This is a genomic window from Microbacterium yannicii PS01, from assembly GCF_000304335.1.
GTDB classification, from domain to species: Bacteria; Actinomycetota; Actinomycetes; order Actinomycetales; family Microbacteriaceae; genus Microbacterium; species Microbacterium yannicii_A.
Genome location: NZ_CAJF01000014.1, coordinates 69,513 through 95,152, shown reverse-complemented (window position 1 = coordinate 95,152; position 25,640 = coordinate 69,513). Strand labels below are relative to the sequence as shown.

General features: G+C 71.0%; 24 protein-coding genes and 1 pseudogene. All 25 read right to left on the bottom strand.

The annotated features are described in order from the left end of the window. Positions 1-471, bottom strand: a 471-nt coding sequence (locus WYM_RS10040; protein ID WP_019180701.1) for an indole-3-glycerol phosphate synthase TrpC, incomplete at its 3' end; no start/stop codon positions are given. 2 nt (positions 472-473) lie between these two features. Then, positions 474-704, bottom strand: coding sequence for a DUF6704 family protein (locus WYM_RS10035; protein ID WP_019180700.1), 231 nt, complete (start codon positions 702-704; stop codon positions 474-476). 48 nt (positions 705-752) lie between these two features. Further along, complete coding sequence (locus WYM_RS10030; RefSeq protein ID WP_019180699.1) at positions 753-1,358, bottom strand: Trp biosynthesis-associated membrane protein; 606 nt, start codon at positions 1,356-1,358, stop codon at positions 753-755. Then, positions 1,358-1,723, bottom strand: a complete 366-nt coding sequence (hisI, locus tag WYM_RS10025; RefSeq protein WP_019180698.1) for a phosphoribosyl-AMP cyclohydrolase — start codon at positions 1,721-1,723, stop codon at positions 1,358-1,360. Before hisI ends, WYM_RS10030 begins: the two co-directional genes overlap by 1 nt. Continuing rightward, entirely contained in the window at positions 1,720-2,508 is a 789-nt protein-coding gene (gene hisF, locus WYM_RS10020) for an imidazole glycerol phosphate synthase subunit HisF (RefSeq protein WP_019180697.1), read from the bottom strand. Before hisF ends, hisI begins: the two co-directional genes overlap by 4 nt. Continuing rightward, positions 2,508-3,350 carry an ATP phosphoribosyltransferase gene (hisG, locus tag WYM_RS10015; RefSeq protein WP_019180696.1) on the bottom strand — a complete coding sequence of 281 codons (843 nt, stop codon included), beginning with the start codon at positions 3,348-3,350 and terminating at the stop codon, positions 2,508-2,510. Before hisG ends, hisF begins: the two co-directional genes overlap by 1 nt. A gap of 43 nt (positions 3,351-3,393) precedes the next feature. Continuing rightward, complete coding sequence (locus WYM_RS10010) at positions 3,394-3,657, bottom strand: phosphoribosyl-ATP diphosphatase (RefSeq protein ID WP_026059711.1); 264 nt, start codon at positions 3,655-3,657, stop codon at positions 3,394-3,396. A gap of 45 nt (positions 3,658-3,702) precedes the next feature. Beyond that, a complete protein-coding gene (locus tag WYM_RS10005) occupies positions 3,703-4,227 on the bottom strand; it encodes a hypothetical protein (protein WP_019180694.1) in 525 nt (174 codons plus the stop codon). 57 nt (positions 4,228-4,284) lie between these two features. Continuing rightward, a pseudogene (rpe, locus tag WYM_RS19865) lies at positions 4,285-4,901 on the bottom strand (ribulose-phosphate 3-epimerase). A 129-nt stretch (positions 4,902-5,030) separates the two neighbouring features. Further along, positions 5,031-6,401 carry an RsmB/NOP family class I SAM-dependent RNA methyltransferase gene (locus WYM_RS09995; protein WP_019180693.1) on the bottom strand — a complete coding sequence of 457 codons (1,371 nt, stop codon included), beginning with the start codon at positions 6,399-6,401 and terminating at the stop codon, positions 5,031-5,033. Continuing rightward, positions 6,398-7,321, bottom strand: a complete 924-nt coding sequence (fmt, locus tag WYM_RS09990) for a methionyl-tRNA formyltransferase (RefSeq protein WP_019180692.1) — start codon at positions 7,319-7,321, stop codon at positions 6,398-6,400. Before fmt ends, WYM_RS09995 begins: the two co-directional genes overlap by 4 nt. A 22-nt stretch (positions 7,322-7,343) precedes the next feature. Next, the gene (locus WYM_RS09985) at positions 7,344-9,320 is read right to left on the bottom strand and encodes a hypothetical protein (RefSeq protein ID WP_019180691.1); all 1,977 of its coding nucleotides are present in this window, start codon (positions 9,318-9,320) and stop codon (positions 7,344-7,346) included. A 66-nt stretch (positions 9,321-9,386) separates the two neighbouring features. Beyond that, positions 9,387-10,580 carry a methionine adenosyltransferase gene (gene metK, locus WYM_RS09980; protein ID WP_019180690.1) on the bottom strand — a complete coding sequence of 398 codons (1,194 nt, stop codon included), beginning with the start codon at positions 10,578-10,580 and terminating at the stop codon, positions 9,387-9,389. A gap of 122 nt (positions 10,581-10,702) precedes the next feature. Further along, positions 10,703-10,957 carry a DNA-directed RNA polymerase subunit omega gene (gene rpoZ, locus WYM_RS09975; protein ID WP_019180689.1) on the bottom strand — a complete coding sequence of 85 codons (255 nt, stop codon included), beginning with the start codon at positions 10,955-10,957 and terminating at the stop codon, positions 10,703-10,705. Positions 10,958-11,047: 90 nt separating this feature from the next. After that, positions 11,048-11,989: a guanylate kinase gene (gene gmk, locus WYM_RS09970; RefSeq protein WP_237739374.1), complete on the bottom strand. Its 942-nt coding sequence runs from the start codon at positions 11,987-11,989 to the stop codon at positions 11,048-11,050. Position 11,990: 1 nt separating this feature from the next. Continuing rightward, positions 11,991-12,842, bottom strand: coding sequence for an orotidine-5'-phosphate decarboxylase (gene pyrF, locus WYM_RS09965; RefSeq protein WP_026059709.1), 852 nt, complete (start codon positions 12,840-12,842; stop codon positions 11,991-11,993). Next, positions 12,839-16,135: a carbamoyl-phosphate synthase large subunit gene (carB, locus tag WYM_RS09960; protein ID WP_019180686.1), complete on the bottom strand. Its 3,297-nt coding sequence runs from the start codon at positions 16,133-16,135 to the stop codon at positions 12,839-12,841. Before carB ends, pyrF begins: the two co-directional genes overlap by 4 nt. Continuing rightward, positions 16,128-17,303, bottom strand: a complete 1,176-nt coding sequence (gene carA, locus WYM_RS09955; protein ID WP_019180685.1) for a glutamine-hydrolyzing carbamoyl-phosphate synthase small subunit — start codon at positions 17,301-17,303, stop codon at positions 16,128-16,130. The genes carB and carA overlap by 8 nt, the downstream gene beginning before the upstream one ends. Then, entirely contained in the window at positions 17,300-17,809 is a 510-nt protein-coding gene (locus WYM_RS09950) for a hypothetical protein (RefSeq protein WP_019180684.1), read from the bottom strand. The genes carA and WYM_RS09950 overlap by 4 nt, the downstream gene beginning before the upstream one ends. Continuing rightward, positions 17,806-19,116: a dihydroorotase gene (locus tag WYM_RS09945; RefSeq protein ID WP_019180683.1), complete on the bottom strand. Its 1,311-nt coding sequence runs from the start codon at positions 19,114-19,116 to the stop codon at positions 17,806-17,808. The genes WYM_RS09950 and WYM_RS09945 overlap by 4 nt, the downstream gene beginning before the upstream one ends. Continuing rightward, positions 19,113-20,120, bottom strand: coding sequence for an aspartate carbamoyltransferase catalytic subunit (locus tag WYM_RS09940; protein ID WP_019180682.1), 1,008 nt, complete (start codon positions 20,118-20,120; stop codon positions 19,113-19,115). Before WYM_RS09940 ends, WYM_RS09945 begins: the two co-directional genes overlap by 4 nt. After that, positions 20,117-20,662 (bottom strand): bifunctional pyr operon transcriptional regulator/uracil phosphoribosyltransferase PyrR, encoded by a 546-nt coding sequence (gene pyrR / locus WYM_RS09935; RefSeq protein WP_019180681.1) that lies wholly within the window; start codon positions 20,660-20,662, stop codon positions 20,117-20,119. The genes WYM_RS09940 and pyrR overlap by 4 nt, the downstream gene beginning before the upstream one ends. 107 nt (positions 20,663-20,769) lie before the next feature. Beyond that, complete coding sequence (locus tag WYM_RS09930) at positions 20,770-22,344, bottom strand: Rieske 2Fe-2S domain-containing protein (RefSeq protein ID WP_019180680.1); 1,575 nt, start codon at positions 22,342-22,344, stop codon at positions 20,770-20,772. A gap of 105 nt (positions 22,345-22,449) precedes the next feature. Then, a complete protein-coding gene (locus WYM_RS22375) occupies positions 22,450-23,604 on the bottom strand; it encodes a DEAD/DEAH box helicase (RefSeq protein ID WP_272943142.1) in 1,155 nt (384 codons plus the stop codon). Next, positions 23,573-25,045: an SNF2-related protein gene (locus WYM_RS22370; protein ID WP_272943141.1), complete on the bottom strand. Its 1,473-nt coding sequence runs from the start codon at positions 25,043-25,045 to the stop codon at positions 23,573-23,575. The genes WYM_RS22375 and WYM_RS22370 overlap by 32 nt, the downstream gene beginning before the upstream one ends. Between the last annotated feature and the right edge of the window lie 595 nt (positions 25,046-25,640).

The following is a 25,640-nucleotide window of genomic DNA, read 5'->3' as shown; positions in this document are numbered from 1 at the left end:
GAGCTCGAGAGTGAGAGCGTGCAGCCGCGCGAGCGTCTCCGGCTCGAGCGCCGCGACGATGAGCAGCACCAGGTCGGCGCCGGCGGCGCGGGCCTCGAGCACCTGGTACTCGGTGGCGATGAAGTCCTTGCGGAGCACGGGCAGGCCGACGGCGTCCCGGACGGCCTCCAGATCGGCGAGGCTGCCCTTGAAGCGGCGGCCCTCGGTCAGCACCGAGATGGCCGCAGCCCCTCCCTCTTCGTAGCGGCGGGCCTGAAGAGCGGGGTCGGGGATCTCGGCGAGGTCGCCGCGCGAAGGGCTCGCGCGCTTGACTTCGGCGATGATCCTGACGCGGTCGGAGGGAGCGAGCGCCGCGAGCGCGTCGAGGGCGGGCCGCTGCGCGAGAGCTGCGGCCTCGACCGTTGCGAGCGGACGCGAGGTGGCGCGCCGCTCGGCATCCTCAACCGCGCCGGCCGTGAGGTCGGCGAGCACGATCAGTGCTCTTTCGGGCTGTACTTGGGGCCGTTCGCGCCGTAGCCGGCCCTCGAGAGGATCCAGCCGACGATGAGACCCACGACCAGCAGCACCGCCGACGCCCAGACCAGGGCCGGCATGTCGAACCAGTAGAACACCGTCCCGAGTGTCACGGCGACGAGCATGATCACGACGGCCGTCCAGGCAGCGGGCGAGTGTCCGTGGCCGGGGTCGCCGATGTTTTCGCTCATGGATATCTCCTCGTGAAAAGCCTGCGCGGGATGCCGCCAGTCTAGCGGTCAGGCGGTGGGATCCTCGCCACGGGACAGTCCGTCCCAGTCATCGATGGCGCGCGATCCGGCCGCGTCGTGCGGGCGCGAGCCGTCGGCCGCCGGGCGGGCGGGGTCGTCCGTGCGGTAGCGACGGCCGGAGCTCGTCCACCCGCGCGCAGTGACGAGCGTGAAGACGCCGGCGGCGACCAGCACGACCCAGGCGCCCAGCGTGACGATCGGCCACGCCGTGGCAGTGATGGAAGCGAGCAGCTGGGCGATCGAGGACTCACCGGCGATGCCCGTGGCCTCGGTCACCACGGAGGCGACCGCTGACACCGGAAGCTCGAACGCGATCCGCGCGGTGAGCCACGCCAGCACGACGCCGATCAGGACCGACAGCGCACCGAACACGAAGCGCAGGACGAGTCCGACGATCGACAGCGCCGCGCCGAGGGCGAGCACGGCGAGGCTCAGCGGCGCCAGGACGGGGATCGCCGACGCACCCGCGACGGCGAGTGCATGCTCGGCGCCGTCGTCCAGCACGGCGATCAGCCACGTCTGCGTCGACGCGATCACGCCGATCGCACCGCACGCGACGGTCACCACGACCGCGAGCAGCCGGGCGCGCCGCATCACGCGGGCAGCTCCGGCCCCGGCACGGGATCGAGGTCGTCGGCGTCGAAGCACGTGCGCGTGCCCGTATGGCACGCGGGCCCGACCTGGTCGACCTGCACCAGGATCGCGTCGCCATCGCAGTCAAGCCGCGCGCCGCGCACCAGCTGGATGTGGCCGGAGGTGTCGCCCTTGCGCCAGTACTCCTGCCGCGATCGCGACCAGAAGGTCACGCGGCCCTCGCCGAGCGTGCGCCGGAGCGCCTCGGCATCCATCCATCCCAGCATGAGCACCTCGCGGGTGTCCCACTGCTGGATGATGACGGCAACGAGTCCGTCGCCGTTGAACGCGACGCGCGCGATCCGATCCTCGACCGTCTCGGTCATGAGCCCACCTCGCGCACCGCGATGCCGTCGGCGACCATCGCGGCCTTGACGTCGCCGACCGTCAGCTGGCCGGAGTGGAAGACGGATGCCGCGAGCACGGCGTTCGCGCCCGCGTGGATGGCCGGGCCGAAGTCCTCGGCAGACCCAGCGCCTCCCGACGCGATGACGGGCACGCTCGACAGTTCGCGCATGAGCGCCACCAGCTCGAGATCGAAGCCCTGCTTGGTGCCGTCGGCGTCGATGGAGTTCACCAGCAGCTCCCCCGCGCCGCGCTCGATGGCCTCTCGCGCCCACGCCAAGGCGTCCAGCTCGGTCTCGGTGCGGCCGCCGTGCGTGGTGACCACGAAGCCGGACGGCACGCGGTCGCTGCGCTCCGCCGACACGCGCTTGACGTCGAGGGACAGCACGAGCACCTGCGCTCCGAAGCGGTCGGCGATTTCGTCGAGGAGCGCCGGCCGGGCGATCGCGGCCGAGTTCACGCCGATCTTGTCGGCGCCGACCGCCAGGAGCCGGGCGACGTCATCGGTCGAGCGCACTCCCCCTCCCACCGTCAGCGGGATGAAGACCTCTTCGGCGGTGCGGCGGACGACGTCGTAGGTGGTGGCGCGCTCATCGACTGTCGCGGTCACGTCGAGGAACGTGATCTCGTCGGCGCCCTGGCGGAAGTACTCCCGCGCGAGTTCGACGGGATCGCCCATGTCGCGCAGGTTCTGGAAGTTCACGCCCTTGACCACGCGACCGGCGGCGACGTCGAGGCACGGGATGACGCGGCAGACGAGGCTCATCACAGCCTCGCGTTGTGGATCGCCGTCACCAGGATGGCCCGCGCCCCGATCGCGTAGAGGGCGTCCATCACGTGGTTGACGCCGGCGCGGGCGACCATGACCCGCACGGCGACCCAGGCCGGGTCGCGCAGCGGTGCGATCGTCGGGGACTCGATCCCCGGGGCGATCTTCACCGCGTCGTCGACGAGGTCGGCGGGGAGGTCATAGTCGACCATCACGTAGCGCCGCGCGACCATGACGCCGCGAAGGCGGCGCAGCAGCGTCTCCGTGCCCTCGGCATCGGTCGGTCCGGCGATGAGGACGGCCTCGGACTGCAGCAGCACCGGCCCGAAGATGTCCAGCCCGGCCTGACGAAGCGTCGTCCCCGTCGAGACGACGTCGGCGACGGCATCCGCCACGCCCAGGCGCACGGCCGACTCGACGGCACCGTCCAGCGGCACCAGGTCGACGGCGACGCCGTGCTCATCGAGGAAGCCGTCGACGAGCCCGGGATAGGCCGTGGCGACGCGCATGCCCTCGAGATCCTGAACGCTCGCGAAGCGTCCCGGCGGACCGGCGAACCGGAAGGTCGAGTCGCCGAAGCCGAGCGCCTCGACCTCGCGGGCGCCGGGCATGCGGGCATCCAGAAGCAGGTCGCGGCCGGTGATGCCGACGTCCAGGGCGCCCGATCCGACGTAGGTCGCGATGTCCTTGGGGCGCAAATAGAAGAACTCGACCTCGTTCTGAGGATCGATGACGTGCAGGTCCTTGGGGTCGCGGCGGCCGGTGTATCCGGCCTCGTGAAGCATCTCGGAGGCGGTCTCGGCGAGCGATCCCTTGTTCGGCACGGCGATTCGCAGCATGGCAGCGGGGCTTTCGGGTTCGAGGACGGACGGGGTGAGGAGCTCAGAGATGTCGGTAGACGTCTTCCAGGCTCAGCCCCTTCGCGAGCATCAGCACCTGCAGGTGGTACAGCAGCTGCGAGATCTCCTCGGCTGCGGCATTCGTCGACTCGTACTCGGCCGCCATCCAGACCTCGGCAGCCTCTTCGACGATCTTCTTGCCGATCGCGTGCACGCCCGCGTCGAGCTGTGCGACGGTGCCCGATCCCTCGGGGCGCTCGGCGGCTTTCGCGGCGAGCTCGGCGAACAGCGCATCGAACGTCTTCACCATGCCAGGTTATCGTTCCCGCAATGCTCGGCGGTCCGCGTGACGTCAGTGCACGAGGATGCTGAGCACGATCACGAGCACCCCGAGCGCCGTCGTCGCGAGCGTGCCGGCGATGCGCCAGCGCAGCGGACTGCCGTTGCGGACGGCGTTGGCCCAGCCGATGACCGCGAGGAGGACGACACCGCTGCCCAGTGCGAGGAAGTAGGCGGTGTACTCCTCGACGACGCCGGTCGCGCCGAGCAGGAGGAGCAGGGCGGGAACGAGCATCGCCACCAGCATCCCCGACGCGTGCCGGACGCCCTTGACGATGGCAGAACGCAGCGGAGGAGCAGGCTGCGCAGCGCGGCTGGAGACGACGGCCGCGTAGATGTGGGCCAGCCAGAACACGAACACGGTGCCGACCACGAAGATGAGCACCTCCAGGTCGGTCTCGTCCTCCCATCCGACGGCGACGAGCGCCGTCACGAGCACCAGGCCGTACACGGCGTGCTCGCCGCTGTATGCGTCGAGGACGCGCTTCATGCCGCGCCTGCGCGCGTGATGCGGGGTGGCGGTGTGCTCGTCGGTCATGGGTGCCCTTCCGGTTCGAACCCTATCGAGGCCCGGCGCCCTCGGGTGTCGCGACTCTCAGTGCACGTGATGCGTCGTGGCGGCGGCGCGCAGGCCGGCGATGGCGCGCGCGGGATCCTCGGCGCCGAACACCGCGGAACCGGCGACGAACGTGTCGGCTCCCGCTTCGGCCGCCTGCGCGATGGTGGACTCGCCGATCCCGCCGTCGACCTGCAGCCACACCGACGACCCGCGCCGCCGCGCCTCGTCGGCCAGGCGCCGCAGCTTCGGCATCGTCTCGGGCATGAACGACTGACCGCCGAAGCCCGGCTCCACGGTCATCACGAGGATCTGGTCGAATTCGTCGAGCAGGTCGAGAAGACCGTCGACCGCGGTCGCGGGCTTGACCGCCACCCCGCCCGTGCCCCGATCGAGCGCAGTCGACGCGCGAGCGCCACGGGCTCGGTCGCCGCCTCGAGATGGAACGTCACCGAGGCGGCGCCCAGCTCGGCGTACTCGGGCGCCCAGCGGTCGGGCTCCGTGATCATCAGGTGCACGTCGAGGGGAATCGGGCTCGTCGCCTGGATGCGCTCGACCATCTGCAGGCCGAAGGTGAGATTCGGCACGAAGTGGTTGTCCATCACGTCGACGTGGACGAAATCTGCGGTCGCGATGCGGCTCAGCTCGGCCTGCATGTTGACGAAGTCTGCGGCGAGGACGCTGGGATTGATGCGGATGCCGCGGTCACGGCCGATCTCGTCGGTGGGGAGCACGCGTCCATTATGGTCGAGGGCGCACGGGGCGCCGATCACCCGAGCGCGGGGTCAGACCCGCCGGAGCAGAGACACCGACATGGCGTCGGTGTTGTGCCGATGAGGCCACAGCTGCGCCCGGCCACTGCCGTCCGCCTGCGCGGGAAGGCCGGGATCGGCATCCGACAGCGCGGTGATCACGTCCCGTGCCGGCAGCTCCTCGAGGGCCTCGCCCCACCCCCGTCGCACCTCGGCCACGACACCGGCCGTCTCGGCCAGGTGCGGTGAGCACGTGACGTACGCCACCACGCCGCCCGGCTTCAGCGCGCCGACCGCGGCATCGAGGAGCTCGCGCTGCAGCTCGGTCAGCCCCGGCACGTCGCTCGGCGCTTTGCGCCACCGCGCCTCGGGCCGTCGGCGAAGAGCACCGAGCCCCGTGCACGGGGCGTCGACGAGGATCCGGTCGTACGTCCGGGGGGCGTCTGCGGCGCGCGTGCGGCCGTCCTCCTCCGACACCGGCACATCCAGCGGCACCCCTTCGAGCGCCCGCCGGACCAGGCCCGCGCGCGCCGGGGAGATCTCGTTCGCCTCGAGCGCCGCGCCGTGGCGCAGGGCCTCGGCCGCGAGCACGGCCGTCTTGCCGCCCGGACCGGCGCAGAGATCGAGCCAACGCTCCCCCTCTTGGACCGGGAGCGCCCGGGTCAGTGCGAGCGCGGCCAGCTGCGAGCCCTCGTCCTGCACGCGGATCCGGCCGCCCGAACCGCGCACCGTGCCTTCGGGATCGCCGCCTCCGAGCCGGAAGCCGATGGGCGAGAAGGGGGTCCGTCGCGCGTCCTCCGGAGCCTCGGCGAGCCCGGGCAGGGCGGCCATCGTCACGCGAGGTGCGGCATTGTCGGCGGTGAGGAGCGCTTCCAGCTCGTCGGCGCGGCCTTCGGCCGCCAGCGCGCGACGGAACGCGCGCACCACCCACACCGGGTGGGAGAAGAGCAGTCCGAGCTGCTCGTCGTCCGAGCGTGCGCTCGCGGCGACGTGTGTCATCCAATCGCCCGGAGTGTCGCGCGAGACACGCCGCAGCACGGCGTTGGTGAAGCCGGCCGCACCCCGGCCGCCGGCCGCCCTCGCCAGCTCCACGGACTCGTTGACCGCGGCGTGGGAGGCGACCCGCGTCGACAGCAGCTGGTGGACGCCGAGTCGCAGGGCGTCGAGGACCGCGGGATCGATCTCGTGGATGCCGCGCTCCGCGGCGATCGCGATCACGGCGTCGTAGGTTCCCTGACGGCGCAGCGTGCCGTAGGTCAGCTCGGTGGCCAGCGCGGCGTCGGCGCCCGACAGACCGGCTCGCCCGATCGAGGCCGGCAGCAGGAGGTTCGCATACGCGTCGGACTCGTGCACCGCGCGGATGGTCTCGTACGCGACCCGGCGCGCGGCGACGGTGGCGCTCATGAGGCGGCCACCACATCGGCGTCGCGCAATCCGCGCCACCAGTCGGCCGCGCGCATCGGACCCTTGCCCGCGGGCTGCACGGTCTCGAGGACGATCGGGGTGGTGCCGGTGCCGGCGATGACCTGCCGGGCGTGCAGGGCGAAGGCCCCCGGCGCAGGCACCGGTGCATCCTCGGGGGCCGCTGCGACGGCGAGCACCTTGAGGCGGGCCCCGCCGATCGTGGTGTGCGCGCCGGGCTCGGGCGTGACGCCGCGGATCCGCCCGAGCACCGCTGCGGCCGGCTCGTGCCAGCGGATGCGGCCGTCCTCGTCGCCGAGCTTCGCGGCATACGTGGCTGCACCCTGCTGCGGACGTGCCTCCGCGGTGCCGCGGGCGATCTCATCGACGACGTCGGAGAGCAGGCCGGCACCCTCGTCGGCGAGCGTTTCGAGCAGGTCACCGGCTGTCGCGGCCTCCGGCACGTCGCGAGAGATCTCGCCGAACACGTCCCCCGCGTCGAGCTCGGCAACGAGCTGGAACACACTTGCACCGGTGCGGCTGTCGCCCGCGATCAGGGTGTGCTGCACCGGGGCGGCGCCGCGCCAGCGGGGCAGCAGCGAGAAGTGCAGGTTGATCCAACCGTGGGCCGGCGTCGACAGGAGCGGTTCGCGGACGAGGCCGCCGTAGGCGACGATCACACCGAGATCCGGTGCGAGTGCCGCCACGCGTTCGGAGACGCCGGCATCCAGGCGGTCGGCGCGGATGACGTCGATCCCCAGCTCCTCGGCGGCCAGCGCCACGGGCGACGGCGTCAGCACGCGCCTGCGACCGAGCGGCGCATCGTGACGCGTGATGACCGCGACGATGTCGTGAGCGGATGCCGCGAGCCGCCGCAGCGACGGCACTGCGGGCGCCGGCGTGCCGGCGAAGACGAGGCGCATGGGGTTCCTCAGCGTTGACAGGTCAGAGGTCGAGGTCGGGCACGTCGACCCGAACTCTCAGTGTATTGGCGGGGGCGGCGGGGCGTCCCTTCGCGGGCCGCCGGCTCTTGACCGCGGCAGCCACCACCGCGGCGCGCAGGCTGACCGCCACGCGGGTGCCGAGGGCGTACTCGAAGCGCACGAGCGCCCGCACCCCCTCGCCGCGCGGGAGCGGGCCGAGCACGGCCTCGGCGTCCAGCTCGGGCACCGCTCGCCGCAGGTCGGCGAGTGCCGCGTCGACCGCAGGCCGTGTGCCGTCGACGGCTGCCACGCGCACCGTCGGGGGCATGCGCAGCGGCGTGCGGTCGGACAGCTCCGCCCGCGCGTAGCCGGCCTGCGTCCACGTGGCGAGGGCCCGCGCCACCTGGCCGGTCACGCCCACGAGGTGCACCGGTGCACCGGGCGCCGCCAGTGCGGCGGCGTTGGACCACCAGCGCAGGCACGACTCGCCGATCCGCAGATCGTCGGCCAGCAGCATCCGGTCCCCGTCGAGGAGGATCACCGTCCGGTATCCGCCCGTGGCGAGCGGCTCGGCGCCGCGGGTCGCGACGACGAGTGCGGGCTTGTCGTCGACCTGGGCGACGGGGTGATCGCCGTCCGCGACGATGACGCGGACGCCGGGGAATGCTCGGCCGAGCTCGTCGGCGGTGCGCTCGCTGCCCGACGACGCCATGCGCACCCGGGTCGACGAGCACTCCGGGCAGGTCCACCCGGCCGCCACGCGGCCGCACCACGTGCACGCCGGCAGCGCTCCCTGGCGCGATGCGTGCAGCGGACCCCCGCAGTGCGCGCACCGCGCCGGGTTGCGGCATTCTGCGCAGACGAGCACCGGCGCGTAGCCGGGGCGGGACACCTGCACCAGCACCGGACCGGTGGCGAGCGCCTCGCGGGCGGCGGCGAAGGCCGACGACGGAACCCGGGCCCCGCGCGACTCCCCCTCGCGGGTGGCGCTGAGGACCACCCGCGGGCTTCGCCGTCGGGCGGCGGGGAGATCGCGCACCCACCCGACGGCGACGAGGCGTTCGACATCGCTGGTGCGGGTGTGCCCGGCGAAGACGAGGGCGCCGCCGTCGAGCTCCTGCCGCAGCAGCGCCGCATCGCGGGTGTGCACGCCGGGGCTCAGCGGCTCGCTCAGCAGCGGGTCGCCGTCGTCCCACAGGGCGACGAGCCCGAGGTTCGCGACCGGGGCGTAGGCCGCCGACCGGTTGCCGATCACGACGCAGGGCGCATCCGAGAGTGTCCGCAGGTAGGCGGCGTAGCGTGCCGGCGCGCTGCGCTTGGAGTCGTCGCGGACGAGCGCTGCGGCGGGCACGTGCGGGGCCAGCGCGCTCTCGAGCTGGGCGAGGTCACGATGGTCGGGGACGGCGATGATCGCGCTGCGCCCCTGGGCGAGCACGTGGACGGCGGCGGCGGCGAGCATCAGGGCCCACGACCCGACCGGCGATCCATCGGCCAGCAGAGCGGGAGACGGCGGCGCGTCGATCGCGAGGCGCTCGCCGTCGTCGAGCGCCGGCACGAAGCCCGGGTAGGACGCGAGCGTCTCCTGCGCCCAGGCGCGCGACTCCGCCGGCACCTCGGGCGGCGACGGCGGCTCGGCGTTGAGCCACGCCTTCTCTGCGCGCACCATGCGGCGCGGGATCGCCAGCCGCAGGATGTCGCCCGCGGAGCCGGCGGCACGGTCCGCGGCTCTGCGGGCGAGCCGGTAGAGACCCGGCGTGAGCACCGGCACGGGCGAGACGACGGCATCGAGCTCGGACAGCGGGCGGTCCGAGGCATCCGGCTCCCCCAGCTCGACGAGGAATCCGTCGACCATGCGTCCGGCACTGCGCAGCGGCACTCGAACGCGCACGCCCGCCACGGCCTCGTCCGCCAGCGACTCGGGGATGGCGTAGTCGAACAGCCGGTCGAGCTGCGGCAGCGGCGAGTCGATGAGGACCCGCGCGACCCGCCGAGCGGTCATGACTGCTCCGGCTGGCGACCCGCCCGCGCCACCTGCCGACGAGGTACCGCGCTCACGCGGCTGACTTCACAGCCCCGCTGCCGCGCGCAGCGCGTCCGCGCGGTCGGTGCGCTCCCACGTGAACTCGGGCAGCTCGCGGCCGAAGTGGCCGTAGGCGGCCGTCTGCGCGTAGATCGGGCGGAGCAGATCGAGCTGGTCGATGATCGCCGCCGGGCGAAGGTCGAACACCTCGAGGATCGCGCGGGTGATGGCCTCGTCCGACACGCGGCCGGTACCGAACGTCTCGACGTACAGGCCGACGGGCTTGGCCTTGCCGATCGCGTACGCGATCTGCACCTCGAGGCGCTCCGCGAGACCGGCGGCGACGGCGTTCTTCGCCACCCACCGCATCGCGTAGGCCGCCGAGCGGTCGACCTTCGACGGGTCCTTGCCGCTGAAGGCGCCGCCGCCGTGGCGGGAGGCGCCGCCGTACGTGTCGATGATGATCTTGCGCCCGGTGAGACCGGCGTCGCCCTTCGGGCCGCCGATCACGAACGGCCCGGCGGGGTTGATGTAGAACTTCACATCGGGCAGGTCCAGCCCCGTGGACTCGAGGACGGGGTCGATGACCTCGGCCCGCACCGCTGCACGCAGCGCCTTCTGCGAGATGTCGGGGTTGTGCTGGGTGGACAGCACCACCGACTCGACGGTTCGCGGAATCTGCCCGTCGTAGCCGAGGGTCACCTGGGTCTTGCCGTCGGGACGCAGGAAGGGCAGCTCTCCGGAGCGGCGCACCTCGGCGAGGCGCTCGGCCATGCGGTGCGCGGTCCACGCGGCCATCGGCATGAGCTGTGGCGTCTCGGTCGTGGCGTAGCCGAACATGATGCCCTGGTCGCCCGCGCCCTGCAGGTCGTGCGGATCCTCGGAGCCGTCCTCACGACGCTCGAAGGCCTTGTCGACCCCCGCGGCGATGTCGGACGACTGCGCGCCGATCGAGACGCTCACACCGCAGGAGTCGCCGTCGAACCCCGTCTCGCTCGAGGTGTAGCCGATGCGGTTCACGACGTCGCGCACGATCGCGGGGATCTCGACGTACGCCGAGGTGGAGACCTCACCGGCCACGTGCACGAGGCCCGTGGTGACCAGCGTCTCGACGGCCACGCGTCCGTCGGGGTCGTCGGTCAGGATCGCGTCGAGGATGGAGTCCGAGATCTGATCGCAGATCTTGTCGGGATGCCCCTCGGTGACGGATTCGGACGTGAACAGACGCAGGTCGGTCATCGATGCTCCAGATCGGAAGGGTGCCGGCACCAGTATGCCCCCGAGGGCGGACAGAGCCGCCTCGAGGGCATTCAGGACGTCACGGTCTGACTCGACGTGACGAAGTGGTCGTCGCGAGCGACTTACTCGATGTGACGGAGACGGAGCTTGTCCTCGTGGATCTCGTGCAGCGCGATCGTGAGGGGCTTGTCTTCGACGGTCGAGTCGACGAGCGGGCCCACGTTGTCGAAGAGGTTGCCCTCGTGCAGGTCCGAGTAGTAGTCGTTGATCTGGCGGGCACGCTTGGATGCGTAGATCACGAGCTGGTACTTGGAGTCGACCTTCTCGAGAAGGGTGTCGATGGGGGGCTCGATGATGCCCTGGTTCGTTCCGGCCATGGCGAAACCTCCTGGATCGGATGACGGGATGGAAGTCTTTCGCGCCTCGGCGTGCCGAGGCATCCACTCATTCTACGCGAGCGGGGCGGCTCACCGCGCAAGACGGGCGACTTCGTCTGCCGCGCGCGCCACGTCGTCGTTGACGACGCGGTAGTCGAACTCGCCCTGGGACGCGAGCTCCACCTTCGCGGTGCGCAGGCGCCGCGCCCGCTCACCGGCGTCCTCGGTGCCACGCCCGACCAGCCGCTGCACGAGCTCGTCCCAGCTCGGGGGCAGCAGGAAGACCAGGGTCGCCGACGGATCGGCCTCGCGGACCTGGCGCGCACCCTGCAGGTCGATCTCGAGCAGCACGGTGCGGCCCTGGGCCAGTGCCTCCTCGATGGGCCGGCGCGGGGTGCCGTAGCGGTGCGCGTTGTGCACGGTGGCGTGCTCGAGCAGCTCGCCGGCCTCGATCATGCGATCGAACTCCGCGTCGTCGACGAAGTAGTAGTGCTCGCCATCGACCTCGCCGGGGCGCGGGGATCGGGTCGTGGCCGACACCGAGAGGTGGATCTCGGGGTGGTGCTCCTTGATGTGCGAGGCGACCGTGCCCTTGCCGACGGCCGTCGGCCCCGCCAGGACGACGAGCCGGCTCCGGCCCCCGCGGGGCGCGAGCTCCGGCCACCGTTCGTCGAGGAAGCGGAGCAGGTCGTCGCGCTGACGCGAGCCCAGCCCGCCGAGGCGCTTGACCGGCGAGATTCCTAGCTGCTGCAGGATGCGGTCGCGCTTGCCCTCGCCGATGGCGGGGATCGCCGTCAGGAACTCGGGGACGCGCATTGCGCCGACGGGTGCCGCCGGCTCGGCCAGAGCCCGCCGCAGGAGCTCCTGCGGCGTGATGACCCGCATCGCGACGTCCTTCTTGAGGGCGGCGCGCTCGCGCCGCGCGGCGACGGCTCGACGGGATGCCGCGGCTCGGTCGACCTCTGGTGGTCGCGTCTGCGCGCCGGGGGCAGGGGGCGAAGCCTCGTCATGCGGAATGCGGGAATCAGGCATGTCATTCACCACGGTAGAGAAGGGCGCGCTCTGAGATGCGCGCGGCGAGCCGGTCGGGTCCGGCGGCCAGAATGCTCCGGCTCTCCGACGCTATCACCGCGGGAGCCAGCACGCCGAAGCGTGATGACAGCTGCTCCGCCTGCGCGCCCTGGTGCCCGAAGCCGGGCGCGAGGATCGGCGCCGTCGGCGTGAACGCCTCGAGTCCCGCTTCGCGCCAGTCCACGGTGCCCCCGATGACGAATCCGAGGCTCGCCCACTCCCCCGTCGGCGTGGTGCCGGCATTGCGCTCAGACACCTCGCGCACGATCGCAGCCGACACCGTCCGGCCAGGGTCCAGCCGCGCGCGCTGAGAGGTGAAGGCGTCCGGATTGCTGGTGGCCGCCAGGACGAAGGCGCCCTTGCCCGACCGCTCGGCCAGGACGAAGGTGCCCTCCAGCGTCTTGATGCCGAGGAAGGGGTTGACGGTGATCGCGTCGACCTCGAGGGGCGACCCGGGGGTGAGCCACGCTTCGGCGTAGGCGTCCATCGTGGTGCCGATGTCGCCCCGCTTGGCGTCGCCGATCACAATGAGTCCGGCGGCACGTGCGGCGGCGAGCACGTCCTCGAGCGCGGCGAACCCCGCGGAGCCGTAGCGCTCGAAGAACGACACCTGCGGCTTCACGACCGCCACACGATCGGCCGCGCCTTCGACGGTGCGCAGTCCGAACTCCCGTGCCCCGGCGGCCGAGGCATCCAGGCCCCATTCCCCGAGCAGATGCGGATGGGGGTCGATGCCCACGCACAGCCGGCCGCGATCCGCCATCGCCGCGCGTACGCGCTCCCCGAAGGAGCCCGCAGGCGGGGCAGGGGTCACAGCCGGGCCTGACGATCGGCCGCGTACTCCTGCAGGCTCTTGACCGCGAAGCCCTGGCGCAGCACGGGGAGGGCGCTGACGGCAGCGCCGAGCACCGCCATCGTGGTGAACAGCGCCTTGTCGCCGGCGACGGCCGCGGCGCGGATCTCATACCCGTCGGCGCGGGCCGCTCCCCCGGACGGGGTGTTCACGACGATGTCCACCTCGCCGGCGTTGATGAGGTCGACGACGTTCGTGCCGCCCGACCCCTGCGTCTCGGAGTACTTGCTCACCACGCGGACCGCGATGCCGTTGCGGGCGAGGATCTCGGCGGTCCCCTCCGTGGCGACGAGGTCGTAGCCGAGCTCCTGCAGGCGGTGCGCCGGCAGGATGACCGCGCGCTTGTCGCTGTCGGCGACCGAGATGAAGACGGTCCCCTCGAGCGGCATGCCGCCGTAGGCGGCCTCCTGCGACTTGGCGAACGCTGTCGGGAAATCACGGTCGATGCCCATGACCTCGCCGGTGGAGCGCATCTCGGGGCCGAGCACCGAGTCGACGGTCTGGCCGTCGGCGGTACGGAACCGCTTGAACGGCAGGACGGCCTCCTTGACCGCGACCGGAGCGTCCAGGGGCACGCGCGAGCCGTCTTGAGCCGGAAGCAGCCCCTCGGTCTTCAGCTCGGCGATCGAGCTGCCGGCCATGATGCGTGCGGCCGCCTTCGCCAGCGGGATCCCGAGCGCCTTCGACACGAACGGCACGGTGCGGCTGGCTCGCGGGTTCGCCTCGATGACGTAGAGCACGCCCGCCGAGATCGCGAACTGCACGTTGAGCAGTCCGCGCACCCCGACGCCCGCCGCGATGGCCTGCGTGGCCACGCGCACGCGATCGATGTCGGTGCGGCCGAGGCTGACCGGCGGGAGGGTGCAGCTCGAGTCGCCGGAGTGGATGCCCGCTTCTTCGAGGTGCTCCATGACGCCGCCGATGTAGAGCTCGGCGCCGTCGTACAGCGCGTCGACGTCGATCTCGATGGCGTCGTCGAGGAAGCGGTCGACCAGCAGGGGCAGGCCGGGCCCGATGATGGCCTGGTCGGCGATGCGGACGAAGTAGTCGCGCAGCGAATCGGTGGAGTACACGATCTCCATGCCGCGGCCGCCGAGCACGAAGCTGGGGCGCACGAGCACCGGGTACCCGATCTCCTCCGCGACCGCCACGGCGCCGTCGACGTCGATCGCCGTGCCGTTGCGCGGCGCGAGCAGTCCGGCCTCGTCGAGCAGACGCGAGAACTGCTCCCGCTCCTCGGCGAGGTCGATCGCGGCGGGACTGGTGCCGAGGATCGTGTAGCCGGCGTCCTCGATGCCCTTGGCGAGGCCGAGCGGCGTCTGACCGCCCAGCTGGCACACCACGCCGAGGATCTCACCGGACTGCGCCTCGGCGTGCAGCACCTCCAGGACGTCCTCCAGCGTCAGCGGCTCGAAGTACAGCCGGTCGCTGGTGTCGTAGTCGGTCGACACCGTCTCTGGGTTGCAGTTGACCATGATGGTCTCGTAGCCGGCCTCCGCGAGTGCGAACGAGGCGTGCACGCACGAGAAGTCGAACTCGACGCCCTGCCCGATGCGGTTGGGACCCGAGCCGATGATGACGACCTTGGTCCGCTCCGAAGGGGTCACCTCGGTCTCGAAGTCGTAGCTCGAGTAGTGGTAGGGCGTGAGGGCCGGGAACTCGCCCGCGCACGTGTCGACGGTCTTGAAGACCGGCCGGATGCCCAGGCCGTGACGGATGCCGCGGATCTCGGCCTCGCTGACCGTCCCGCCACCGCGCAGCTGCGCGATCTGGGCGTCGCTGAAGCCGTGCTCCTTCGCGATGCGGAGGGTGGCGGCATCCAGTTCCGCGGCGGTGCGCACGAAGTCGGCGACCTCGTTGATCAGCACGATCTGGTCGAGGAACCACGGGTCGATCTTGGTCGCATCGAAGGCCTGCTCGACCGTCGCCCCCTTCCGCAGCGCCTGCTGGAGCACGACGATCCGTCCGTCGGTGGGAGTCTTCGCGACCTCGAGCAGCTCGTCGACCGAACGCGGCTCGTCGCCCCAGTGGAAGCTGGATCCCCGCTTCTCGAGCGAGCGCAGCGACTTCTGCAGGGCCGTGGCGTAGTTGCGCCCGATCGCCATCGCCTCACCCACGGACTTCATGGTGGTGGTCAGCGTGGTGTCCGCGGCGGGGAACTTCTCGAAGTTGAAGCGCGGGACCTTCACGACGACGTAGTCCAGCGTCGGCTCGAAGCTCGCCGGCGTCACCTTGGTGATGTCGTTCGGGATCTCGTCGAGGCGGTAGCCGATCGCGAGCTTGGCCGCGATCTTCGCGATGGGGAACCCGGTGGCCTTGGACGCGAGCGCCGAGGACCGCGAGACGCGCGGGTTCATCTCGATCACGATGATGCGGCCGGTCGCCGGGTCGACGGCGAACTGGATGTTGCAGCCGCCGGTATCGACGCCGACGGCGCGGATGATGTCGATGCCGATGTCGCGCAGCTTCTGGTACTCGCGGTCGGTGAGCGTGAGCGCCGGTGCGACGGTGATCGAATCGCCGGTGTGCACGCCCACCGGGTCCACGTTCTCGATCGAGCAGACCACCACCGTGTTGTCGGCCGTGTCGCGCATCAGCTCGAGCTCGTACTCCTTCCACCCGAGGATCGACTCCTCGAGCAGCACCTCGGTGGTCGGCGAGTCGCGCAGTCCGGCGCCGGCGATCCGGCGCAGGTCGGTCTCGTCGTAGGCGAAGCCGGATCCGAGACCGCCCATCGTGAACGACGGGCGGACGACCAGCGGGTAGCCGAGCTCGTCGGCGGCGGCGAGCACCTCGTCCATGGTGTGGGCGATGCGGGATGCCGCGACATCCGCTCCCGCGTCGAGGACGAGCTGCTTGAAGATCTGGCGGTCCTCGCCCTTGTTGATCGCCTCGAAGTTGGCGCCGATCAGCTCGACGTCGTACTTCGCGAGAATGCCGTGGTTGTGCAGGTCGATCGCGGCGTTGAGGGCGGTCTGCCCGCCGAGCGTCGGCAGGATCGCGTCGGGCTTCTCCTTGGCGATGATCGTCTCGATGACCTGCCAGGTGATCGGCTCGATGTACGTCGCGTCGGCGAAATCGGGGTCGGTCATGATCGTCGCGGGATTGGGATTGACCAGGATCACCCGGATGCCCTCGGCCCGCAGCACGCGGCACGCCTGCGTGCCCGAGTAGTCGAATTCGGCTGCCTGGCCGATGACGATCGGGCCGGAGCCGATGACCAGGACGGAATTGATGTCGTCGCGCTTAGGCATTGTTCTCCTGAGTCGGTTCCTGAGCCTGTCGAAGGTGGGCCACGACCATGTCGCGGAAGCGGTCGAACAGGTAGTTGGCATCGTGCGGGCCGGCGGCCGCCTCGGGGTGGTACTGCACCGAGAACGCGGGGATGTCGAGCGCGCGCAGTCCTTCGACGACGCTGTCGTTGAGTCCGACATGGCTGACTTCGACGCGGCCGTAGCCCTGCGGGCTGTCGAACGCGCCGTCGATCGGCGCCTCGACCGCGAAGCCGTGGTTGTGGGCGGTGATCTCGACGCGGCCGGTGGTCTTGTCGAGCACCGGCTGGTTGATGCCGCGGTGCCCGAACGGCAGCTTGTACGTGCCGAGGCCGAGAGCACGGCCCAGCAGCTGGTTGCCGAAGCAGATCCCGAAGAAGGGCAGCTGGTCGTCGAGCACGCTGCGCAGCAGCTCGACGTGGTCTCCGGAGGCGGCGGGGTCGCCGGGGCCGTTGGAGTAGAACACCGCCACCGGGTCGATGGCGCGGATCTGCTCGATCGTGACGTCCTGGGGCAGGACATGCACCTCGAAGCCGCGGGCGGCCAGGTTGTCGACGGTCGCCTGCTTCACACCCAGGTCGAGCACCGCCAGGTTTCCGATGCGCTCGGCGGTCGCCGGTGTGACCTCGGCAGCGGCGACGGACACCTCGGCGGAGAGGTTCTGACCGGCCATCTGCGGGGCCTCGCGCACCAGGCGCAGCTGCTCGTCGGCGTCGATCGCCGCGGCCTCGCCCGAGAAGATCCCACCGCGCATGCTGCCCGCGGAGCGGATGTGCCGGGTCACGGAGCGCGTGTCGATGCCGCTGATGCCGACGACGCCGTCGGTGGAGAGCGCGTCGTCGAGCGACTCGTCGGCGCGCCAGTTCGACACGACACGGGACGGGTCGCGCACGATGTAGCCCGACACCCAGATCCGGCGGGACTCGGGGTCTTCCTGGTTCATGCCGGTGTTGCCGATGTGCGGGGCGGTCTGCAGCACGATCTGGCCCGCGTACGACGGATCGGTCAGCGTCTCCTGGTAGCCGGTCATGCCGGTCGAGAAGACGACCTCGCCGAGCGTCGTGCCCAGCGCGCCGTAGGCGCGGCCGACGTGGCGGGTGCCGTCCTCGAGGACGAGCACGGCCGGGTCGGTCTGGAAGAGGGAGTTCATGAGGGGGTTCCCGTCTGGTTCGAGGGCAGGACGGCGGTCACGGCGTCGGCGAGGGCGCGGGCCGAGACGTCCTGCGGGCGGAGATAGGAGTCGACGACGGTGGCGTCGTCGAGGTGCCACGCGATCCGCACCAGGCCGTCGCGCTCGACCACGCGGTCGATCGCGACGGTCGCCTGGCCGACATCCTGAATGCGGTCGGTGGGGAGGAAGATGCGGGCCTGTCCGGTCAGATCGAGCGCGACACCGGCGTCGGTCACGGTGACGTCGGCGCGCGAGCGGAACCCGAGGCCGGTGATGGCGAGACGCTCGAGGGGCTGATCGTGCTGTGTGGTCGCGACGTACAGCACCGGGAAGACGGCGTGCACCGTGGCGTCTTCGGGCATCTCGCCCACCGGCGCACGGAGGCCGGCGTCGCGGCGTGCTCGCCGGCGCCAGGCCCAGGCCAGGAGCGCGAGAAGGACGACCGCGACGCCCACGATCACCAGGAGCGCGGCCTCGCGGGTCATGCGCGCGCCCCTGGTGCGTCCAGGAGCGCACCCTCGGCCACCGTCACCGTGCCCTGGTGCAGCGTCCAGCGCACCTCGCCCGGCAGAGAACGCCCGAGGTAGGGCGAGTTGGTGCTGCGACCGCGAAGGTCGGAGGACGAGAACTCGCGCACCGGCGCGGGATCGTAGAACGTGAGGGATGCCGGGTGCCCGACGGTCAGCGGCGTCCCGTGGCCGGCGAGTCGGCCGATGCGCGCCGGCTCGCGCGACATCACGCGCGCGACATCGCCCCACGTGAGCAGGCCGGTGTCGACCATCGCCTGGTGCACGACGCGCAGCGCGCTCTCGAGCCCGACCATCCCGTTCGCGGCGGCGTGCCACTCGCACGCCTTGGCCTCGGCCGGGTGCGGCGCGTGGTCGGTGGCGACGATGTCGATCGTGCCGTCGGCCAGGCCCTCGCGCACCGCCAGGACGTCCTCTTCGCGCCGCAGCGGCGGGTTCACCTTGAAGCGCGCGTCGTAGTCCCGCACCAGCTCGTCGGTCAGGAGCAGATGGTGCGGCGTGACTTCGGCCGTGACGTTGACGCCACGCTTCTTGGCCCACCGGATGATCTCGACCGATCCCGCGGTGGAGAGGTGGCAGACGTGCAGGCGCGAGCCGACGTGCTCGGCGAGCAGGACGTCGCGCGCGATGATCGACTCCTCGGCGACCGCCGGCCAGCCGGCGAGGCCGAGCTCGGCCGAGACGGCGCCCTCGTTCATCTGAGCGCCCTCGGTCAGGCGCGGATCCTGAGCGTGCTGGGCGATCACGCCGTCGAAGGCCTTCACGTACTCCAGCGCTCGCCGCATGATGAGCGGATCCCACACGCAGAAGCCGTCATCACTGAACACGCGCACCCGGGCGCGGGAGTCCGCCATCGCGCCGAGTTCGGCGAGCCGCTCGCCCTTCTGTCCCACCGTGACCGCCCCGATCGGCTGGACCGTCACGAAGCCGGCGGCCTCGCCGAGAGCGAGCTCCTGCTCGACGACACCCGCCGTGTCGGCGACCGGCGAGGTGTTGGGCATCGCGAACACGGCGGTGTACCCGCCGGCAGCGGCGGCGCGCGACCCGGTGAGGATCGTCTCGGATGCCTCGTAGCCCGGCTCGCGCAGGTGCGTGTGAAGGTCGACCAGACCAGGCAGCAGCACGAGCCCGTCGGCGTCGACGACGGTGGCGCCGGCTCGGCTGAGCCCCGGACCGATCTCGGCGATCACGCCGCCGTCGACGATGACGTCGGCGGTGTCCGAGCCTTCGATCAGGGCCCCTCGGAAGTGGAACACCTCGCTCATCTCGTGCTCCCTTCGGTGGCGTCCGTCTTGTCGGTCGGCGAGTCCTGGCTCGGTGGCGTCGCTTCGTCCGCACCCGCGAGGAGCAGGTACAGCGCTGCCATGCGCACCGAGACGCCGTTGGCGACCTGCTCGAGCACGGTCGAGCGCGGGGAGTCGGCGGCTTCTGCGGAGATCTCGAGGCCCCGGTTCATGGGTCCGGGGTGCATGACAATGCTATCCGGCGCCAATGCGGCAAGTCTCAGGGCGTCGAGCCCCCAGCGCCGGGAATACTCCCGCTCAGTGGGGAAATACGCCGCGGTCATGCGCTCGAGCTGAATGCGGAGCATCATGAGCGCGTCCGGGCCGTCGGCGATGGCCTCGTCGAGGTCGTAGAGCACGCGCGCCGGCCACGCCGACACGTCCTGCGGGACGAGGGTCGGCGGAGCGACGAGCGTCACCTCGGCCCCCAGCGTCTCGAGCAGCCAGACGTTCGAGCGGGCAACGCGCGAGTGCAGGATGTCGCCCACGATCGTCACCTTCGCCCCGGCGAGGTCGCGACCGCGGCTGTCGCCGCCGAATCGGCGCTTGCGGATCGTGAACGCATCCAGCAGCGCCTGCGTCGGGTGCTCGTGCGTGCCGTCGCCCGCGTTGACGACGCCGGCCGAGATCCACCCGCTCGTGGCGAGGGTGCGCGGCGCCCCGGACGCTCCGTGACGGATCACGACGGCATCCGCCCCCATCGCCTGCAGCGTCTGAGCGGTGTCCTGCAGCGACTCGCCCTTCGAGACGCTCGAGCCCTTCGCGGAGAAGTTGATGACGTCCGCCGACAGGCGCTTCGCCGCGGCCTCGAACGAGATCCGGGTGCGGGTGGAGTCCTCGAAGAAGAGGTTCACGACGGTCTTGCCGCGCAGCGTCGGAAGCTTCTTGACCTCGCGGCGCTGGGTGTCGGCCATGTCCTCGGCGACATCGAGGATGCGCAGCGCGTCTCGGCGAGCGAGCGATTTGGTGTCGAGGAGGTGCCTCATGACTCGATCGTCACCTCTTCGCGACCGTCGACCTCGTCCAGTCGCACATTGACGCGCTCATCGCGCGCACTCGGAAGATTCTTGCCGACGAAGTCGGGACGGATCGGCAGCTGACGGTGCCCACGGTCGATCAGTGTGGCGAGGCGCACTGCCGCCGGTCGTCCGATGTCCTGCAGCGCGTCCAGGGCGGCGCGGATGCTCCGCCCGGAGAACAGCACGTCGTCCACCAGGACCACGGCTCTGCCGTCGATCCCTCCGGGAGGGATCTGCGTGGGCTGCGGCGCGCGCGTCGGGTTGCGGTGAAGATCGTCGCGGTACATCGTGACGTCGAGCGCTCCGACGGGGACGGGCGCGTCGCCGAACTCCTCGATGAGCCTCGCGATGCGATGGGCGAGAGTCACCCCGCGGGTCGGGATGCCCAGAAGGATCAGCCCGTCGGGACCCTTGTTGGACTCGAGGATCTCGTGGGAGATCCGCGTCAGGGCCCGTGCCATATCGGCGCTGCTCAGGACGACGCGGGGCTGCACGGAACGCGTGCTCATCCGCCGCTCCCTTCTCCGCCTCACAGGACGGTGTTAAAGGTTGCTGTGGCTGGGTCGAGTCTACCGTCGAACGGACGACGCCGCCGACCGGGCGTGCGCCGAACGGGTCAGGACACCGGCTGCGCGGCCTCCCGGTTCGCCTCACTGCCGACCTTGGACGCCCGGATGGGGTGACCCTGGCTCGTCAGGCAGCGGCCGCTGGCGAGGTCCCACTTCCAGTCGTGGAGCGAGCAGGTGAGGACGCCGTCCTCGATCTTCCCGGTCTTGGTCAGATCCGCGCGCAGATGCGGGCAGCGGCGCTGCACCTGCCAGTCTCCGAGCTGGGCGTCCTCGGTCTGGTCGGTCTGCTCCGCGTACCAGTTCTCGACGTACTCGATGCGGTCGCGCGAGAGGCACTTGAGGAAGGTCGTGAGGAACTCGTTGAACTTCCCGCTGCGGCCGACCTCGAACTGCATCGACAGGAAGATCGAGTTCGACCAGTCGATCTCGCCGTCGGCGATGTTCGTCGAGACGAGGTCGGCGGGGATCGTGTACCAGTAGATGCACTCCTCCCCCGCATACTCGCGGACCTTCGCCTTGGGGAAGTCCACCACCATGTCGAGATCGCCGATGCGGAACCGCACCACGCCGCCGACGCCGTTGCGGATCGTGCGGGCGCGGCGCAGGAGCGGCTCCCACCACTCCTTCAGCGCGGCGAGCATCTCGTCAGGCGGGAGGACGGCGGTGCGGGATGCCTCTTCCGCCGCGATCTCGTCCTGCCGGCTGTCGCGCTGCTCGGCGAGGTAGGCCCACTTGTCGCCGAAGATGCGCTCGATCTCGGGCTCGGTGTAGAGCGTCTGGGTGACGGAGAGCTCGCCGTCGTTCAGGTCGACCTGCGTGCCCGGAAGGAACAGATGCCCCTTCTGCTCGGGACGGTGCTCGTTCATGTGGTCGAGGAACTGCTGCTGGTCGGTGAAGATCGAGTCGTCGTCCAGGCCCCAGCCGTTGTACTTGAACAGCTCCTCGCGCAGGAACATCGGGGGTCCGGCCATCGGGAAGACGTGCTCGGCATCCACCTTCTCGATGTAGTACATCGCCCGCTTGTTCTGCGCATCGCGCTTGAGCTTGGCGAAGTTCTGCTTCGAGTCCTGCGGCAGGTCGTAGACCATCGGCCACCAGATCGCGCCCGACACCTGCGTGAAATAGGCCTCGGGCTTCGAGAACGACATGAGCTTCTCGAGGTCCAGAGGATGCGAGTCGTTCTGGTTCAGCACGCTCGCCGTGCCATCGTCGACGCTCAGCGAGGAGTCGCCGATCGGACCGTCGCTCGGTGCCCGCAGCGGAGTGACCATGAGCTTGAGGGGGCCGAACTCGAGCGGAACGCCCGCCTGCGTGTAGACGATGTTGTCGTAGCCCAGCCGTCGCAGGTCCTGCTCGAGGTCGTCCGTCGGATAGTCGGGCAGCAGGACGCGGATGTCCTTGCGGACGTGGCGCTGCATGAGCGCGGGATCGAAGTGGTCGCGATGCCGGTGCGAGATGTAGAGGAAGTCTGCGGCGCCGAAGCGGGCCCAGTCCAGACCGCGGTTGTCGGGGAACGGGAACCACGACCCGAAGAAGGTCGGGCCGATCACCGGGTCGCAGAGGATGCTTCCTCCCGCCGTCTCGATGAACATTCCGGCGTGGCCGAGGCCCGTGATGCGCATGGGGAGTCCTCCTGTGTCGAACCCGTCGAGTCTAAGCGTCTCTTGCTGAGCGCGCGTCGTACGACCCACGCCGCATCGACCGCGGCTCGAGCCGGAAAGCCGGGATCAGCCGGCGTCGAACAAGCCGCGGATGTCGTCGGCGGTGAGGGCCTGTCCGAAGAGGGCGTCGTCGTCCATGACAGCCTGGAACAGGCGCGCCTTGCGCTGCTGCAGCGCCATGACCTTCTCTTCGATGGTGCCGTTCGCGATCAGCCGGTAGACCATGACGCTGCGCTGCTGGCCGATGCGGTGCGCGCGCCCCGTCGCCTGCGCCTCGGCCGCGGGATTCCACCACGGGTCGAGCAGGAAGACGTAGTCCGCCTCGGTGAGAGTGAGCCCGAATCCCCCGGCCTTCAGGCTGATGAGGAAGACCGGCGCCTCTCCTGCGCGGAACGAGGCGATCGCCGCGTCGCGATCGCGCGTCGAGCCGTCGAGATACGCGTACGGGATGCCGCGTTCCTCCAGCTGCGCGGCGACCAGTCCGAGGAACGAGGTGAACTGGCTGAAGACCAGCGCGCGGTGGTCCTCTGCCAGCGCCTCGTCCAGCTGCTCGAACAGCGCCGTGAGCTTGCTCGGCGGAATGTGGGCGTGGGCCGGATCGATGAGCTCGGGGGCGAGGCTGAGCATGCGCAGCAGGGTGAGCGAGCGGAACACGATGAACCGATTGCGATCGAGGTCGTCCAGAAGCCCGAGGACCTTCTGACGCTCGCGCTGGAGCACGGTGTCGTAGAGGGCGCGGTGAGCGGCTCCGAGCTCGATGCGCACCTCCTGCTCCTGCTTCGGGGGCAGGTCACCCGCGACGAGCTCCTTGGTGCGGCGAAGGACGAGCGGCCGGATCCGCCGGCGCAACCGCGCGAGGCGGGTCGCGCGGAATGCGCCGCCCTCCTGGTTATCGGGCACCTTGCCTTTCTCGATCGGCCCCACGTACTCGTCGCGGAAGCGCCGAGCCGACGCGAACAGGCCGGGAGCGGTGAGCGAGAGCAGCGCCCACAGCTCGGTGAGACTGTTCTCCAGCGGCGTCCCGGTGATCGCGTAGACGACGTCGGCGGGCAGGTCGCGGGCGGCGCGGTACGCCTTGGTCTGGCTGTTCTTGACGAACTGCGCCTCGTCGAGCACGAGCCCTGCCCACTCGACGGCAGCGAACTCGTCCTGGTCGAGTCGGAGCAGCGTGTACGAGGTGACGACGAGATCAGCGGATGCCGCGGCATCCGTCACCGTCATCCCTCGCTTCGCGCTCGTCGCGTCGACGACCGCGACGCGCAGCCCGGGGGTTGAACCTGGCGGCTTCGCTGCGCCATGTGGACAGCACCGACGTCGGGGCGACCACCAGGAACGGACGGCGCTCGCCGTCGTCGCGCGTCTTCGCCACCAGCGACAGCATCTGCAGCGTCTTGCCGAGGCCCATGTCGTCGGCGAGGATCCCGCCGAGTCGATGGGTCCACAGGAATGCCAGCCAGTCGTAGCCCGCGCGCTGATAGGGCCGGAGCTCGGCCTGCAAGCCTGTGGGCAGCGCCGACGGCGGGATGGCGTCGACGCTGCGCAGCGCCTCCACCGTCGCGCGCCACGAGACGGCGGGCATGGCCTCGTCGGCGACGTCCTCGAAGTCGGCCCAGAGGTCGGTCTGGTGCCTGCTGATCCGCGGGCCGGCCTCCCACTCGTCGAGCTCGGATGCCTCTTCGATCAGGTCGCGCAAGCGGCCGAGGGAGGGATGCGACAGCGAGAAGTACGCGCCGTCGCTCAGGAGCAGCTTCTTGCGACCGCGCGCCAGGGCGGTGAACAGCGACGCGAACGGAATGCGCCGGCCGTCGATGCTGACGACGACTCCGAGATCGAACCAGTCCGCATCGGCCGACTCGACGGTCGTGACCTCGATGCGCGGATCGCCGGTCAGCTCCCGATAGCGCGGCCGTGTGCCGGAGATCTGGACCAGCACGTCGGCAGCGGACTCGAGGGGGGGAAGCAGGTGCGTGGCGAACTCCGCGGCATCCAGGCCCGTGAGCGACCCTGCCGCGGCGAAGCCGACCGGCGACGCGTCGCGCCACAGCGCCTCGATCCGGGCGCGGATCTCATGCTCGGCCCGTTCGTCCCGGTCGCCCGCCGTATCGGGCGCGTCGTACCCGAGCGGCTCGGTCTCTCCGTAGCGCCACGCGAGCTCATAGTCCAGGCGGTGCGAGGGAGCGAAGCGCACGCTCACCACCAGCGTGGGACGGGTCGGGGGCGGCACGTCGATTCCGGGAGCCTCGACGGCCACCCGGCGGGCGATCCGCGGCAGGTGCACGGCGACGAACTCGCCCGCCTCGTCGTCGGGGACGGTGACGGGCTCCTTCGAGGCCAGGAGGGCCGGCACCGGGTCCGCCAGTGGCACCGCCGCCAGCGTGAGGTCGATTCGCTCGCCGTGCACCGCGAAGCGGTACACGCCCGAGCGCCCGATCGCGCGTACGGACGCGGGATCCGCCGGTTCTCCGTCGATGGCGACCACCGTGGCGATCTCGAGGCCTCCGGTGGACGGTCGCGCGACGACGGCGACGCGCGCGTCGCCCGCCACCGCGACTGTCGTGCTGCGCTTGGTGGCGACCAGCGGGATGCCGTGAGCCGGTGCCGTCGCCAGATGCGGCCACAGCAGGCTCGACTCCACGTCGTCGAGCGTCAGCCACTCCGACACGTCGGAGAACGGCGCCGAACGAGCGGACGTCGCGGCCGATGCTGTAGAGCTCGGCGAACCAGCGGGCCTGCGCCGGGTCGAATGCGGTCGTCGGTCGCCGCAGGGCGTCCCACGACACCCCGCCCTTGATCCATGCGTCGGAGCGCGCGCTGCGTTCGAGCGGACGCAGTCCGACGAGCACGTCATCGCCGTGCTGGTGCAGGCTGCGCGCCGTCGCCGACTCCACGCGCGCGGGCGCCCAGGCCGACGCTCCGCGCCGGATCCGCTGGCGCAGCTCCACCCCGAGCGCGAGAGCGGTGGTGCGCCGCGCCGGGGACGGCTGATCAGGGGCGAGGACCGCGCGCCAGGACGTGCGCGCCGGAGAGGCCGACTGCGCCGACCGATTGCTCGCGAGGAGGGTGGCCACGGTGTGCTTGCAGTCGAACTGCACCGGGCAGGTGCAGGACGTGGCCGCGATGGGGCGATCGCGTCGATGCGGATCGAGACGGATGCGGCAGCGATAGGTCCTGCCGCCGGCGCCGGTCACGACGGACTCGATCACGCACGCCACCGGGTCCCACGCCACCTGCTGCACCGCGCCGTCCGCGAAGTAGGC

Coding starts and splice junctions, on each gene's coding strand:
- hisG (WP_019180696.1), bottom strand. CDS start 3,350: ATGCTGCGAATCGCCGTGCCGAACAAGGGATCGCTCGCCGAGACCGCC.
- WYM_RS09940 (WP_019180682.1), bottom strand. CDS start 20,120: ATGAGGCACCTCCTCGACACCAAATCGCTCGCTCGCCGAGACGCGCTG.
- carB (WP_019180686.1), bottom strand. CDS start 16,135: ATGCCTAAGCGCGACGACATCAATTCCGTCCTGGTCATCGGCTCCGGC.
- WYM_RS10035 (WP_019180700.1), bottom strand. CDS start 704: ATGAGCGAAAACATCGGCGACCCCGGCCACGGACACTCGCCCGCTGCC.
- WYM_RS09950 (WP_019180684.1), bottom strand. CDS start 17,809: ATGACCCGCGAGGCCGCGCTCCTGGTGATCGTGGGCGTCGCGGTCGTC.
- pyrR (WP_019180681.1), bottom strand. CDS start 20,662: ATGAGCACGCGTTCCGTGCAGCCCCGCGTCGTCCTGAGCAGCGCCGAT.
- gmk (WP_237739374.1), bottom strand. CDS start 11,989: ATGCCTGATTCCCGCATTCCGCATGACGAGGCTTCGCCCCCTGCCCCC.
- hisF (WP_019180697.1), bottom strand. CDS start 2,508: ATGAGCCTCGTCTGCCGCGTCATCCCGTGCCTCGACGTCGCCGCCGGT.
- rpoZ (WP_019180689.1), bottom strand. CDS start 10,957: ATGGCCGGAACGAACCAGGGCATCATCGAGCCCCCCATCGACACCCTT.
- metK (WP_019180690.1), bottom strand. CDS start 10,580: ATGACCGACCTGCGTCTGTTCACGTCCGAATCCGTCACCGAGGGGCAT.
- hisI (WP_019180698.1), bottom strand. CDS start 1,723: ATGACCGAGACGGTCGAGGATCGGATCGCGCGCGTCGCGTTCAACGGC.
- WYM_RS22375 (WP_272943142.1), bottom strand. CDS start 23,604: ATGACGGTGACGGATGCCGCGGCATCCGCTGATCTCGTCGTCACCTCG.
- WYM_RS09930 (WP_019180680.1), bottom strand. CDS start 22,344: ATGCGCATCACGGGCCTCGGCCACGCCGGAATGTTCATCGAGACGGCG.
- carA (WP_019180685.1), bottom strand. CDS start 17,303: ATGAACTCCCTCTTCCAGACCGACCCGGCCGTGCTCGTCCTCGAGGAC.
- WYM_RS09995 (WP_019180693.1), bottom strand. CDS start 6,401: ATGAGCGCCACCGTCGCCGCGCGCCGGGTCGCGTACGAGACCATCCGC.
- fmt (WP_019180692.1), bottom strand. CDS start 7,321: ATGCGCCTCGTCTTCGCCGGCACGCCGGCGCCCGCAGTGCCGTCGCTG.
- WYM_RS09985 (WP_019180691.1), bottom strand. CDS start 9,320: ATGACCGCTCGGCGGGTCGCGCGGGTCCTCATCGACTCGCCGCTGCCG.
- WYM_RS10005 (WP_019180694.1), bottom strand. CDS start 4,227: ATGACCGACGAGCACACCGCCACCCCGCATCACGCGCGCAGGCGCGGC.
- WYM_RS10030 (WP_019180699.1), bottom strand. CDS start 1,358: ATGCGGCGCGCCCGGCTGCTCGCGGTCGTGGTGACCGTCGCGTGCGGT.
- WYM_RS09945 (WP_019180683.1), bottom strand. CDS start 19,116: ATGAGCGAGGTGTTCCACTTCCGAGGGGCCCTGATCGAAGGCTCGGAC.